12 protein-coding genes are annotated in these 12,175 nt (G+C 61.9%); 7 read left to right on the top strand and 5 right to left on the bottom strand.

What is annotated here, in order from left to right:
- Positions 1-2 precede the first annotated feature (2 nt).
- From ACL9RI_RS20420 to argS, 5 genes are read right to left on the bottom strand one after another with little or no spacing between them, the layout of a single operon-like run.
- On the bottom strand, positions 3-794 hold the full coding sequence (locus tag ACL9RI_RS20420) for a biotin--[acetyl-CoA-carboxylase] ligase (RefSeq protein ID WP_422728314.1): 792 nt from the start codon (positions 792-794) through the stop codon (positions 3-5).
- An 11-nt stretch (positions 795-805) separates the two neighbouring features.
- Positions 806-1,606 (bottom strand): SDR family oxidoreductase, encoded by an 801-nt coding sequence (locus ACL9RI_RS20415; RefSeq protein ID WP_422728313.1) that lies wholly within the window; start codon positions 1,604-1,606, stop codon positions 806-808.
- 24 nt (positions 1,607-1,630) lie between these two features.
- The gene (locus ACL9RI_RS20410) at positions 1,631-2,302 is read right to left on the bottom strand and encodes a thiol:disulfide interchange protein DsbA/DsbL (protein WP_422728312.1); all 672 of its coding nucleotides are present in this window, start codon (positions 2,300-2,302) and stop codon (positions 1,631-1,633) included.
- 9 nt (positions 2,303-2,311) lie between these two features.
- Positions 2,312-3,040 carry an SPOR domain-containing protein gene (locus ACL9RI_RS20405; RefSeq protein WP_422728311.1) on the bottom strand — a complete coding sequence of 243 codons (729 nt, stop codon included), beginning with the start codon at positions 3,038-3,040 and terminating at the stop codon, positions 2,312-2,314.
- A 20-nt stretch (positions 3,041-3,060) separates the two neighbouring features.
- Complete coding sequence (argS, locus tag ACL9RI_RS20400; protein WP_422728310.1) at positions 3,061-4,770, bottom strand: arginine--tRNA ligase; 1,710 nt, start codon at positions 4,768-4,770, stop codon at positions 3,061-3,063.
- A 491-nt stretch (positions 4,771-5,261) separates the two neighbouring features.
- Between argS and rsmB the strand changes: the two genes are divergently transcribed.
- The 7 genes from rsmB (at position 5,262) to ACL9RI_RS20365 (ending at position 12,063) form a co-directional block, all read left to right on the top strand.
- Positions 5,262-6,680, top strand: a complete 1,419-nt coding sequence (gene rsmB, locus ACL9RI_RS20395; RefSeq protein WP_422728309.1) for a 16S rRNA (cytosine(967)-C(5))-methyltransferase RsmB — start codon at positions 5,262-5,264, stop codon at positions 6,678-6,680.
- Between the two features lie 97 nt (positions 6,681-6,777).
- Positions 6,778-7,284 (top strand): DUF4390 domain-containing protein, encoded by a 507-nt coding sequence (locus ACL9RI_RS20390; RefSeq protein WP_422728308.1) that lies wholly within the window; start codon positions 6,778-6,780, stop codon positions 7,282-7,284.
- Positions 7,284-9,560 carry a sensor histidine kinase gene (locus tag ACL9RI_RS20385; RefSeq protein ID WP_422728307.1) on the top strand — a complete coding sequence of 759 codons (2,277 nt, stop codon included), beginning with the start codon at positions 7,284-7,286 and terminating at the stop codon, positions 9,558-9,560. The genes ACL9RI_RS20390 and ACL9RI_RS20385 overlap by 1 nt, the downstream gene beginning before the upstream one ends.
- 113 nt (positions 9,561-9,673) lie before the next feature.
- Positions 9,674-10,396 (top strand): response regulator, encoded by a 723-nt coding sequence (locus ACL9RI_RS20380; protein WP_422728306.1) that lies wholly within the window; start codon positions 9,674-9,676, stop codon positions 10,394-10,396.
- A gap of 18 nt (positions 10,397-10,414) precedes the next feature.
- A complete protein-coding gene (locus ACL9RI_RS20375; protein WP_422728305.1) occupies positions 10,415-10,816 on the top strand; it encodes a GTPase in 402 nt (133 codons plus the stop codon).
- A 131-nt stretch (positions 10,817-10,947) separates the two neighbouring features.
- Positions 10,948-11,205, top strand: a complete 258-nt coding sequence (locus ACL9RI_RS20370) for a BTH_I0359 family protein (RefSeq protein WP_071325424.1) — start codon at positions 10,948-10,950, stop codon at positions 11,203-11,205.
- A gap of 87 nt (positions 11,206-11,292) precedes the next feature.
- Positions 11,293-12,063 (top strand): class II glutamine amidotransferase, encoded by a 771-nt coding sequence (locus ACL9RI_RS20365; RefSeq protein ID WP_422728304.1) that lies wholly within the window; start codon positions 11,293-11,295, stop codon positions 12,061-12,063.
- The last annotated feature ends 112 nt before the right edge of the window (positions 12,064-12,175 follow it).

The following is a 12,175-nucleotide window of genomic DNA, read 5'->3' as shown; positions in this document are numbered from 1 at the left end:
GCTTACTCCTGGCCCAGGCGCAGCGAGATATCGCCGGACATGATTTCGACCAGGCCGGTCTCGGTGCGCAGCAGCAAACGGCCCAGGTGGTCGACGCCACTGGCGACGCCTTGCTGCAGCAGCTGGCCATTGTCGAGGATTTTCACGTGCTGGTCCTGCCACGCGTGCAGGCTGTTCCAGCGTTCCGCAAAGGGCGCGAAGCCCGTGTCGTCGAATTCGGCCAGCACGCCGGCCAGGCGGCTGAGCAGGGCGGCCACCAGGGTATTGCGCTCCATCTGCGCCAGCCACGGCACGGCCGATACGCTGCGCCCGATCTGCTGCTCCAGTGCGTCGGGCATCAGCAAATTGATGCCGCAGCCGATCACCGCCCACACACCATCGGGCGTTTGCTGCGATTCGACCAGGATGCCGGCCAGCTTGCTGCCATCCTTCATCAAGTCATTCGGCCATTTCAGTTGCACCGGCACGCCCAGCGCGCAGATGGTTTCCGCCAGCGCCACGCCGACGGCCAGCGGCAAGCCGACCAGCTGGTGCAGCGGTCCCTTGAAGCGCCAGGCCAGAGAGAACATCAGGGTGGCGTCGGGCTGCGATAGCCATGGACGGCCCGCGCGGCCACGGCCGGCCGTTTGCTGACCGGCGATGCGCAGGGTAGGGCCGGCCAGGCTGGCGCAGCGGGCCAGCAGGTCGGCGTTGGTGGAGCCGGTTTCCTCGACCACTTCGATGGTCACGTGGGAGGCGCCGGTGGCGCAGTGCGCGCCAATGGCCGCGCTGGTCAGGTCGGTATGCTTGGTCATGGTGTCCGGTATTACTGGTGTTCGCCCGATGGCTTGCGTGCCTGGCGCGCCTTGCGCGGCGCCCTGGCGAACAGCCGGTCGTAGAGAAGGTTGGGCAGCGCGCGCAGCAGCTTGGCGACGATACCCATCTGCCAAGGAATCACGCGGTAGCTGTCGCCGTCATCGATGGCGCGCGCGGCGCGGGCGGCGAATTTCTCGGCCGGCATCAAAAAGGGCATGCGGTAGGCATTGTGGCGCGTCATCGGCGTGTCGATATAGCCGGGGGTGATGGTGACGACCCGGATGCCGGCTGTTTTCAATTCCAGGCGCAGCGATTCGCAGTAGCTGATCACGGCCGCCTTCGAGGCGCTGTAGGCTTCGGCGCCGGGCAGGCCGCGGATGCCGGCCACGCTGGCGATGCCCACCAGGCGCCCGCTGCCCTGGACTTTCATGGCGGCGATAAAGGGCGCAAAGGTGGCGACGGTGGCCGTGACGTTAATCTCCATCAGGCGGGCAAACGCATACAGGTCTTCCGCGTGTTCGGTCAGGGTGCCGTAGGAAACGCCGGCGCTGGCGATGACGACGTCGATGCGTCCTGCTGCCTGTAAAAAATCCTCGGCCGCCAGCTTCAGCGCCGCGTGGTCGCAGACATCGACGGCGTAGGCGCGGTGCAGTTCAGGCTGGGGCAGGGAGGCGATCAGGTGGGCCAGGCTTTCGCCGCGGCGGGCCAGCAGGCCCAGCCGGGCTCCCTGGCGCGCGTACTGCAACGCCAGGGCGGCGCCCAGTCCGCTCGACGCGCCGGTGATGAATACGCTCGATACGCTATTACGCACGGCGCGCCAGGGAGGTGTGCATGCTTACTTCTTTTCCGCTTTGGCTTTCGCCACCAGGATGTCCATCACGGTCAGGGCCTGGCTGTTCAGCTGCTCTTCATTTTTTGCCGTCTTGCTGCCCTGGTCGGCTTGCGAAGGCGAGGTGATGTAGCGGCCATCGATGGCGATCATGGGCCAGAAAGTGACGTTATATGCCTGCATCATGGCATCGGCGTGGCGGATGCGGCCCGAGATGCCCATCGAGCGGTAGGTGTCGATGAATTTCTGGCGGTCGACGCCCTGCTTGGTGATGAAATCGAACACGGCATCATCGGTGTTCAGGCGGTTGCGCTCCACGTGCATGGCCTGGAAGACCTTGGTGTGCAGCTTGTCGACCAGGCCCATGGCTTGCAGCGTAAAGAACAAACGCTGTTGCGGCGCCACGCTTTCATCGCGCGACACGTGCACGCGCTTGAAGACGATATTGTCGCCCTGTTTCTTGACCCACGCCGACAACTGCGGTTCGAGTGCATTGCAATGCGGGCAGTAGTAGGCGAAAAACTCCGTCACTTCGACCTTCTTGCCCGCATCCGTTGGCTGCGGCGTGGCCAGGGTTTCATACTCGACGCCGTTTTTCGGATCGGACGGCGAGGCATGGGCTCCCAGGGCGGCGCTGCACAGGGCGGCGGCGAGCAGGACTTTGTTCAGAAAACGCATGCTGATTCCTTATTTTTGGTTGCGAACGACGGCGACATCGACGCCGTTTTCAGAGAGCTTGGTGCGCGCGCGGTTCATCGCCTCGACCTGGTTGAAAGGACCGATACGGACCCGGTGCAGCACGCCGTTATCGGTGCTGCGGTCGCTGATGGCCGCTTCAAAGCCCAGCAAGGCCAGTTTGCCGCGCGTGCTTTCGGCGTCTGCCATATTCTGGAAGGCGCCAGCCTGCAGATAATAAATCCATTTGTCGCTGGCTGCATCGGCTGCCTTGGTTTCCACCTTTGCCTGTGGCGCAGGTGCGGCGGCAGGTGCTTTCGGCGCCGGCTTGTCCTTCAGGGTGCCGATCAGTTCCTGCAGCGGATCGGCCGGTGGCGCCTTGGGCGCCGGTGCTGCCGGCGCCACCGGGGCTGGCGCCGCTGGCGTTGCCACCTGTGTGCCTGGCGTGGACAGTTCACGCGGCTCTTTCGAAAAATCGCGCGCCGCCTCCTTGGCTGCTTCCTTGTTGCCGTACATCGGCTTGTTCGGATCGGCGATCTGGCCGGCCGTCGGCTCGGCCGATTTACCGGCCTTGCCACCCGACTTGTCGGTGAAAGGCGACGAACCCTTGGTGATCATCAGGGCGACCACCACGGCAATACCCAGGCCGACGACCAGGCCGATGATGATGCCGACCAGGGTGTTGCCCTGCTGGCGGCGGACAGGAGAGAAACGGGAAGCGCAAAGGGAGGCGTGGTTCATTGGCGGTTAGACTTTCGCGATTACATTTTGGTTGGCGCGGATACGCCGATCAGTGCCAGGCCGTTGCGCAGTACCTGGCGCGCAGCCACCACCAGCGCCAGACGGGCCAGTTTGACGGCTTCGTCTTCGACCAGCACTTTTTCGGCGAAGTAGAAGCTGTGCAGGTTGGCGGCCAGGTCGCGCAGGTAGAACGCCACCTGGTGCGGTCCCAGTTCGCTTTGCGCGCGCACCAGCATTTCCGGGTAGGCGGCCAGGGTCGCCAGCAAGGTCGCTTCGGTCGGCGCTGTCAGGGCAGACAGGTCGGCGCCGGCGATGCTGCTTTCATCGCCGCCCCAGTTTTCCAGGATGCGGCAGATGCGCGCATGCGCGTACTGGACGTAATACACCGGGTTTTCATCGGTGGTTTTCAGGGCCACGTCGACGTCGAACACGAATTCGGTGTCGGCCTTGCGCGAGATCAGGAAGAAGCGCACGGCATCGCGGCCCTTGGCGATATCGCCGCCGCCCGACCATTCGATCAGGTCGCGCACGGTGACGTAGGAGCCGGCGCGTTTCGAGATCTTCACTTCTTCGCCGTCCTTCATGACGGTGACCATCTTGTGCAGCACGTAGTCGGGATAGCCCTGCGGGATGCCCATGTCGAGCGCCTGCAGGCCGGCGCGCACGCGGGCGATGGTGCCGTGGTGGTCGCTGCCCTGGATGTTGATGGCCTGGTTGTAGCCGCGCTGCCATTTCACCAGGTGGTAAGCCACGTCCGGCACGAAATAGGTGTAGCCGCCGTCGGTCTTGCGCATCACACGGTCCTTGTCGTCGCCATAGTCGGTGGTGCGCAGCCACAGCGCGCCATCCTGTTCATAGGTGTGGCCGGCCTTGACCAGGTTTTCCACCGCGGCGTTGACCTTGCCGTCGGCGTACAGCGAGGACTCCAGGTAGTAATTGTCGAACTTCACGCCGAACGCCTGCAGGTCGATGTCCTGTTCGTTGCGCAGGTAAGTGACGGCGAACGGGCGGATCGATTCGAGATCGTCCACATTGCCATTGGCCGTGGCGGGCAAGCCATCGCTGGCCGAGACGGTCTTGCCGGCTTTAAAATCTTCGGCGATGTCGGCGATGTAGTCACCGTTGTAGGCCGATTCAGGCCATTCGGCGTCGCCCGGCTTGAAGCCGCGCGCGCGCGCCTGCACGGAATGGGCCAGGGTCTGGATCTGCACGCCGGCGTCGTTGTAGTAAAACTCGCGCGTGACCTTGTAGCCTTGCGCATCGAACAGCGACGACAATGCATCGCCCAGCGCCGCCTGGCGGCCGTGGCCCACGTGCAGCGGGCCGGTCGGATTGGCCGAGACGAATTCCAGGATCACCTGTTTGCCGGCGCCGGCCGTGCCGCGGCCATAGCGATCGCCTTCGGCCAGGATGGTCTTGACCACGGCCTGTTTCGCGGCGGCCGAGACGCGCACGTTGATGAAGCCGGGGCCGGCGATTTCCACCGCCTCGATCAAGCCTTTGCCGGCCGGGTTGGCCAGTACGGCCGTGACGATGGTTTGTGCCAGTTCGCGCGGATTCTGTTTCAGCTGCTTGGCCAGTTGCATGGCGATATTGCAGGCGACGTCGCCATGCGATGCATCGCGTGGTCGCTCGAGCACCACGGACGGGGTCAGCGAGGTGCCGGCCAGGACGGGAGCGAGGGCGGCCTGGAACAGGGCGATGATTTCTTGTTTCTGTTGGGCGAGCATGAGCAGGATGGCGGTGGAACCGCGTTAAGAATGAATAGAATGAATAAGGATGTAGCAATAAGGTGCAACAAAAGCAAACGGACGGCTGGCATGCGCCGCCGCCCGGACAGCTTTAATTATACTGGTTTGCTGTCAGGAACAATACGCAAGCGGGCCTGCAGCGCGACAGCAGGCAGGACCGCAAGTGGGGGCACGAGTGGGACAGCCTGTCCAGGCTGGCCATTTTCACTATCTTATCAGAGCGGCATGCCGGCGCATGGTGATATTAATATTGCCAATTAAATACTTTTAATGTGCGATAACGATGCGGGAAAACATCAGCACTAGCAGTTCTCCCTCTATATAGGCAGTTTTTTGCCGCAAATTGCCCGGATCGCTGCAATCGTCTGGTTCAGAGAGCGCCACAAACGCTACAATCGACCCTTTATTGATGACGCGCGGCCGCGATTGCCCCCATGCCGCCAGCCGCGCGCAGCCACACCGGATACTCTATGATCAAGCGCCCCACGCTGAAACTGAAAACCAAGCCGGCGCCAGGCCCGGCGACGGCGCCGAAATTGCGTCCCAGCTACCATCCCGATTTGAAACCCGTGTTGCAGCCCGGCTTCCAGCCTGATCTGCGCGCCGATTCACTGGCCTTTTGCCTGCTGGGCGCCGCCAATGCGGTAGCGCAAGTACGTACCGGCACGGCCTTGCCGCAGGCGCTGGCCAAGGTGTTTACGCAATCGAACGCCAGCCCGCAAGCGCGCGGCGCGATCCAGGATATTTCCTACCGTACCATGCGCCAGCTGGGCCGCAGCGAAACCCTGGTCGGCTTGATGACCTCGAAGGCGCCCGAGCCGCCGATGCTGGCCGCACTGCTGTGCTGCGCGCTGTCGCTGATGTCGCCCGAGCCGGGCGAGCAGCCGTATGAAGAATTCACGGTGGTGGACCAGGCCGTCACGGTCGCCACCTCGCATCCGGACCTGGCGCACGCCAAGGGCATGGTCAATGCCGTGTTGCGCCGTTTCTTGCGCGAACGTAAATCCTTGCTGGAAGCGGCTTTGCAACAACCGTTGGCACAATGGAACTATCCGCAGTGGTGGATCGATTCCTTGCGCCTGGCCTACCCGCGCGACTGGCAAGCCATTTTGACGGCAGGCAATGCCGCGCCACCGTTGACCTTGCGCGTGAACCGCCGCAAGAGCACGGTGGAAGCCTACCTGGCCGTGCTGGCTGAGGCCGGTATCGCAGCGCGCCAGGTGGGACCGTTTGCCGTGCGCCTGGACAAACCGATCGGCGTGCACCTGATTCCCGGCTTTGAGCAAGGTCATGTTTCGGTGCAGGATGCCGGCGCCCAGCTGGCCGCACCGTTGCTCGATTTGCACGATGGCATGCGCGTGCTGGACGCCTGCGCGGCGCCGGGCGGCAAGACTTGCCACATCCTGGAGATGGCTGAGGTGCAAGTGACCGCCATCGACGCGGACGCCAAGCGCTTGCCGCGCATCGCCGAAAACCTGGAACGCCTGGGTTTGCACGCGACCCTGAAGGCGCAGGATGCGCAATCGAACGCGTGGTGGGATGGCCAGCAATACGACCGTATCCTGGCCGACGTGCCGTGCACGGCATCCGGTATCGTGCGCCGCCATCCCGATATCCGCTGGCTGCGCCGCAAGGGCGATGCGTTCCAACTTGCAACACTTTCATCGAAAATCCTGGACAACCTGTGGCAGATGCTGCGCCCCGATGGTAAATTGCTGTTCGTGACTTGCTCTTTGTGGCCGCAAGAATCCGAAGCGCAAGCGGCGGCCTTTGCGGTACGTAATAATGCGACTCGTTTGACAGCCCCTGGCCAGCTCTTGCCCACCGGCAGCGCGGAACAGGACCATGACGGTTTGTTCTATGCGTTATTCCAAAAAAATGCGGCTTGAGCACGGCGTCGCTCTTTTTCCTACGGACTACACTGGCACACTTGTGACAAAACGACTCTTCCGACTCCTGGCCCTGCTGCTGATGCTGGCATGTCTGATGCCTCGCGCGTATGCCGCCGATGTGGTTGAGATCACGCGTTTTTACATCGAGTCGGGGGAAGATGGTTACAAACTCGATGCCCGCTATTCCTTTGATCTGAATCATGATCTGGATGACGCCGTGCAGCATGGCGTGCCGCTGTTTTTCACCACGGAAATCGAGATTACCCGGCCGCGCTGGTATTGGTTTGACGAAAAAGCCATCGTGGCGCGCCAGACCAGCCGCCTGTCGTATAACGTATTGACCCGCCAGTACCACGTTTCCATCGGCGGCTTGCAGCAAAGTTTCCCCAGTCTCGACGATGCGCTGTTCCTGATCCGGCGGCCCAGCCGCTGGCTGGTGGCGCCGCGCGGCGCGCTGAAGGTGGGGCAGACGTATAACGTCACCTTGCGCATGGGCATGGACCGTGATTACCTGCCCAAGCCGATCCAGGTCAACGCCTTCAATAATAGCGACTGGCGTCTGGCGTCGAATAAAAAAACCTTCTTGTATACGGCGGAGTAGTGACACAAGCATTGCGCTATCTGCTGGTGGTGGGCGGCGGCATAGTCAGTATCCTGCTCTTCCTGCTGGCGTCCGCCTCGGACAATTCCGGCTTCTTCGACCGTTACTATTCCTGGCTGCTGGGCCTGAACGCGGCCGTGGCCGTCTCGCTGCTGGCGCTGGTCGGCATTTCGCTGGCGCGGCTGTATGCCCGCTACAAGAGCGGCAAGTTCGGCTCCAAGCTGATGACGCGGCTGGTGATGCTGTTCGCCGCCGTCGGCATCTTGCCGGGACTGGTGATTTTTCTTGTTTCCGTGCAATTTGTTTCCCATTCCATCGAATCGTGGTTCAACGTCAAGATCGAGGCGGCGCTGGAATCGGGACTGGAACTGGGGCGTGCCGGTCTCGATGCGGCCCTGGTCGAGCTCGATCATCGGGGCCACAAGGCGGTCGAGGAGCTGCACCTCGATCCGGTCGCCAGTCCCATCATCCTGACGAGCCTGCTGCGCGAGGAGGGGATGCAAAATGTGATGCTGGTCAGCGCCGATGGCGTCTTGCTGGCCAGCGCGGGACCGCATAGCGCCGCTGACTTGCCCACGCCGGCCATGCTGGCGCAGGCTGCCTTGCCGGCCGGCTATGCCTCGGCCGAGGGCGGGCTGGAACTGCACGATGACGGCATGGAGTCGGGCGCCGCGCCGCGCGCGCCGCCTTCGCCGCTCGACACGGCCGCCAGCCTGCGCTTGCGCGTGCTGGTGGCCGTGCCGGGGCCCTCCGTGTCGCCGCGCTACCTGCAATTGCTGCAATCGGTGCCGCCCAAGCTGGCCACCAATGGCGAAATGTTGCGCGCTGCCTACAGCGAGTACAAGGAACGTTTTGTGGCGCGCGTGGGCTTGCGCAAGATGTACATGGAAATCCTCACCCTGACCTTGCTGCTGGCCATCTTTGGCGCCATCGGCAGCGCCTTTCTGATCGCCGGCAAGCTGGCCCAGCCTTTGCTGCTGCTGGCGGAAGGCACGCGCGCCGTGGCCGAGGGCGACTTGTCGCCGCGCCCGATCGTCGCTACCAAGGATGAACTGGGTACTTTGACGCAATCGTTCAACATCATGACGCGCCAGTTGCTCGATGCGCGCACTTCGGTGGAAAGCAACCGCGCCGCGCTGCAAAATGCCAAGGCCCACCTGGAATCGGTGCTGGCCAATATGTCGGCCGGCGTGATGGTGCTCGATGGCGATTTCAAGCTGGTGACCTGCAATGAGTCGGTCGAGCGCATCTTGCAGCATTCGGGCATCAGCATGGTGGGCTTGCCACTGGCAAGTATTGTCGGAATGGAAGAGTTTGGCGAGGCCATCATCAGCGCCTTCACGGCGCAGAGCGCGCAATCGGCCTCGGGCCGCAACCAGCAGCGACTGCACTGGCAGCAGCAGATTGAAATCCCGCGCCGCCTGGGCAGCAGTGCCGATGAGCATGACATCACCTTGCTGGCGCGCGGCTCGCGTTTGCCGCTGGAGTCCGGCAGCGGCTACATCGTTGTCTTCGATGATATCTCCGACGTGATCTCGGCCCAGCGTTCGATTGCCTGGGGCGAAGTGGCGCGCCGCCTGGCGCATGAAATCAAGAATCCGCTGACGCCGATCCAGCTGTCGGCCGAGCGCCTGCAAATGAAGCTGGAAGGCAAACTGGAGCAGCCCGACGCCGATTTGCTGGGCCGCGCCACCACCACCATCGTCAAGCAGGTCGATGCGATGAAGCGCATGGTCGATGATTTCCGCGACTATGCGCGTACGCCGCCGGCCGTGCTGGTGCCGCTGCGCCTGAATGAACTGATCGAAGAAATCCTGAACCTGTATCTGCGCGGCGATGATGGCGACATCATCCACCCGCAACTGGCGCCGAATTTGCCGATGGTGATGGGCGATCCGACTCAGTTGCGCCAGGTAATCCACAATTTGCTGCAGAATGCACAGGACGCCATGGCAGAGCTGCCGCCGCACTCGCCACATCCCCGGATTGACGTGAGGACGGAAGCAATTCATTATCGCAGTGCAGACGGCGGCGTGAACATCGCCGTGCGGCTGGCCATCACCGACAATGGCCTCGGTTTCGCGCCGAAGATCCTGGCGCGGGCCTTCGAGCCCTACGTCACGTCGAAGGCGCGCGGCACGGGGCTGGGCCTGGCGATGGTGAAGAAAATCATCGATGAGCATGGGGGGCGCATCGATATCGAGAACCGTGTGGACGGCAATGGCGCTTCAGTGGTCATTTTGCTGTTAAAGTTAGCTCCCGACGCCCCGGCTTAGCAATTGCTGGACGGGAAGTCTGGTTTAGTATTTAAAACACTAATAAAATCATAGTTGTCCGCTGTGCGCCTGTTGTGTGCGGGGGGCGGCGAAATGAGGAAGGCAATACACGAATGGCAAACATACTCGTAGTGGATGATGAAATGGGTATCCGTGAGTTGCTCTCGGAAATATTGGGCGACGAAGGACATGCTATCCAGCTGGCCGAAAATGCGCAGCAGGCGCGCGAGGCCCGTGCGGCCGGCGCGCCCGACCTGGTGCTGCTGGACATCTGGATGCCCGATACCGATGGCGTGACCTTGCTCAAGGAATGGCAGCGCGATGGCTTGCTGACCATGCCTGTGATCATGATGTCGGGCCACGCCACCATCGATACCGCCGTCGAAGCGACACGCATCGGTGCACTCAACTTCCTGGAAAAACCGATTGCCCTGCAAAAACTGCTGAAAGCAGTCCAGCAAGGCTTGACGCGGGCCCAGGAAACCGTGCGCGCCCCTAGCGTGGCGCCGCGGCCTGCCGCACCGGCGCCTGCCGAGGAAAGCAGCAGCCATCCGGCGCCCAGTTTTGGTGGCAGCGCACCGCAGCAGATGATGGTGCGTCCGGGCATCGCAGCACCGGCGGCGACGGAAGGCCATGGCTACAATCTGTCGTTTGACCTGCCTTTGCGCGAAGCACGCGACGCCTTCGAGCGCATGTATTTCGAGCATCACCTGGGCCGTGAAGGCGGCAGCATGACGCGCGTGGCGGAAAAAACGGGCCTGGAGCGCACCCATTTGTACCGCAAGCTGAAACAGCTGGGCGTGGAACCGGGCAAGCTGGCCAAGAAAAACCTGTGATGGATGGTGTGACTCACGTTGCGTAATCTCCCCCAGCGCGCGACGCGGCTGACCCTGGTCAGCGGCGGGCGCGCCCCTGAGCGCGAGGCCGCCATCGCGCAAGCCTTGCAGCCGCAGGAAAGCACGGCCGTCATCCTGGAAGGCCTGGCGACTGGTAATTCGATACTGGCCGACCTGGCTGAACCCACTTCCCCCTCTTCATCGTTACCCTTGCAACTATTGCGTATTGCGCCAGGCTGCCTGTGCTGCAGCGGCAATCTGGTATTGCGTGTAACATTGAATCGTCTTCTGCGCCATCCCCCTGCGCACCTGTTCATCAGCCTGGCAGACGCCACGCATATCGAACAATTGCGCGCCTGGCTGTCTGCCAGTCCCTACGACGTCTGGCTGGCGCTGGAGGCGGATCTGCTGCTCACTTAGTTTGATCGTTCTTGCATCTCGTTACAAATGTGACCCCGCAGAGGTGGGCGTGGCGCTTGAAATGGCGCCGGTGAACCCCACCTCAGTTCTGAAACCGCAGGAGCTTCTCCTGCTTGAGCGAAGGACGCAAAATGAACCTGATCTATAACAGCGAGCAATATAGCGTCGTCGAATTCGGCGCCGACCGTGACCTGGAAGCCTTGCGTTTTGGCGGTTATGAAATCGTCGACAAGGGCGGCAAGCGCGAAACCTTTATCGCCGGCGTGCTGGCGCAGAACTTCCGCCGCGATGTCACCGAACTGATCGCCAGCGAACCCAGCATGGAAGAGATCGATGAATTCCTGGGCAGCTACGATTCCCTGATGAGCCAGCCTGTTTTGCTGCATTGAGGTAGTGTTGTTTGATGGCGATAGCCACCATACCAATCCGCGAGTCGGCATGGTATGGTGGCAGCGTTACCTCGCTGCAAACAGACCATGTGCCAACTTCTCGCAATGAATTGCAATGTCCCTACCGACATTGTGTTTAGTTTTACCGGCTTTGCCATGCGTGGCGGCCACACCGATACCCACCATGACGGCTGGGGCATCGCGTTTTTCGAAGGCGCTGGCGTGCGCCATTTCGTCGACCACCAGGCTGCGATCAATTCGCCGGTGGCTGAACTGATCAAACGCTATCCGATCAAGTCACGCAATGTCATCGCGCATATCCGCAAGGCCACGCAAGGCCAGGTGGCGCTGGAAAATTGCCATCCCTTCGTGCGCGAACTGTGGGGCCGCTACTGGGTGTTTGCCCATAATGGCGACCTGAAAGAGTTCAATCCCGTGCTGACGGGCAGCTACCGCCCCGTGGGCTGCACCGACAGCGAGCGGGCCTTTTGCTACCTGCTGCAAGAATTGCACGCGCGCTTTGGCGACGCCCCGCCGGACCTGCCGCAGCTGCACGCGGCGCTGGCCGAGTTGCTGCCCGGCATAGCCGCCCATGGTACGTTCAATATGATGCTGTCCAGCGGCGACGCCTTGTTTGCCCATTGTTCCACCAGCTTGCATTATCTGGTGCGACAGCATCCGTTTCCCACTGCTACACTGTCCGACAATGATCTGAGCGTGGACTTTTCCCAGGTTACCACGCCACTGGACCGGGTCGCCGTCATTGTGACCCAGCCGTTGACCACCAATGAGTCGTGGACGGCATTTGCGCCGGGCGAATTGAAGTTATTTGTCGATGGCGCAGTACAGGAACAGTAATCCGTATAATTTGTTGACGACAATAGTAGCAATTGCTGCCAAAATACATCCGAAACAAAGAAATTCGGGTAAAGTATTGTCAATATTGAACCTAGATGCGGGCGCAGAGGGC

The organism is Janthinobacterium sp. Mn2066, assembly GCF_049319705.1.
Lineage (GTDB): Bacteria > Pseudomonadota > Gammaproteobacteria > Burkholderiales > Burkholderiaceae_D > Janthinobacterium.
The sequence above is the reverse complement of the archived record's forward strand: the minus strand, read 5'-3'. Positions and strand labels throughout refer to the sequence as shown.

Bases quoted from the DNA above. Each gene is read 5' to 3' on its own strand.
- ACL9RI_RS20420 (WP_422728314.1), bottom strand. From the start codon at position 794: ATGACCAAGCATACCGACCTGACCAGCGCGGCCATTGGCGCGCACTGC.
- ACL9RI_RS20410 (WP_422728312.1), bottom strand. From the start codon at position 2,302: ATGCGTTTTCTGAACAAAGTCCTGCTCGCCGCCGCCCTGTGCAGCGCC.
- ACL9RI_RS20405 (WP_422728311.1), bottom strand. From the start codon at position 3,040: ATGAACCACGCCTCCCTTTGCGCTTCCCGTTTCTCTCCTGTCCGCCGC.
- argS (WP_422728310.1), bottom strand. From the start codon at position 4,770: ATGCTCGCCCAACAGAAACAAGAAATCATCGCCCTGTTCCAGGCCGCC.
- rsmB (WP_422728309.1), top strand. From the start codon at position 5,262: ATGATCAAGCGCCCCACGCTGAAACTGAAAACCAAGCCGGCGCCAGGC.
- ACL9RI_RS20390 (WP_422728308.1), top strand. From the start codon at position 6,778: ATGCCTCGCGCGTATGCCGCCGATGTGGTTGAGATCACGCGTTTTTAC.
- ACL9RI_RS20380 (WP_422728306.1), top strand. From the start codon at position 9,674: ATGGCAAACATACTCGTAGTGGATGATGAAATGGGTATCCGTGAGTTG.
- ACL9RI_RS20370 (WP_071325424.1), top strand. From the start codon at position 10,948: ATGAACCTGATCTATAACAGCGAGCAATATAGCGTCGTCGAATTCGGC.
- ACL9RI_RS20365 (WP_422728304.1), top strand. From the start codon at position 11,293: ATGTGCCAACTTCTCGCAATGAATTGCAATGTCCCTACCGACATTGTG.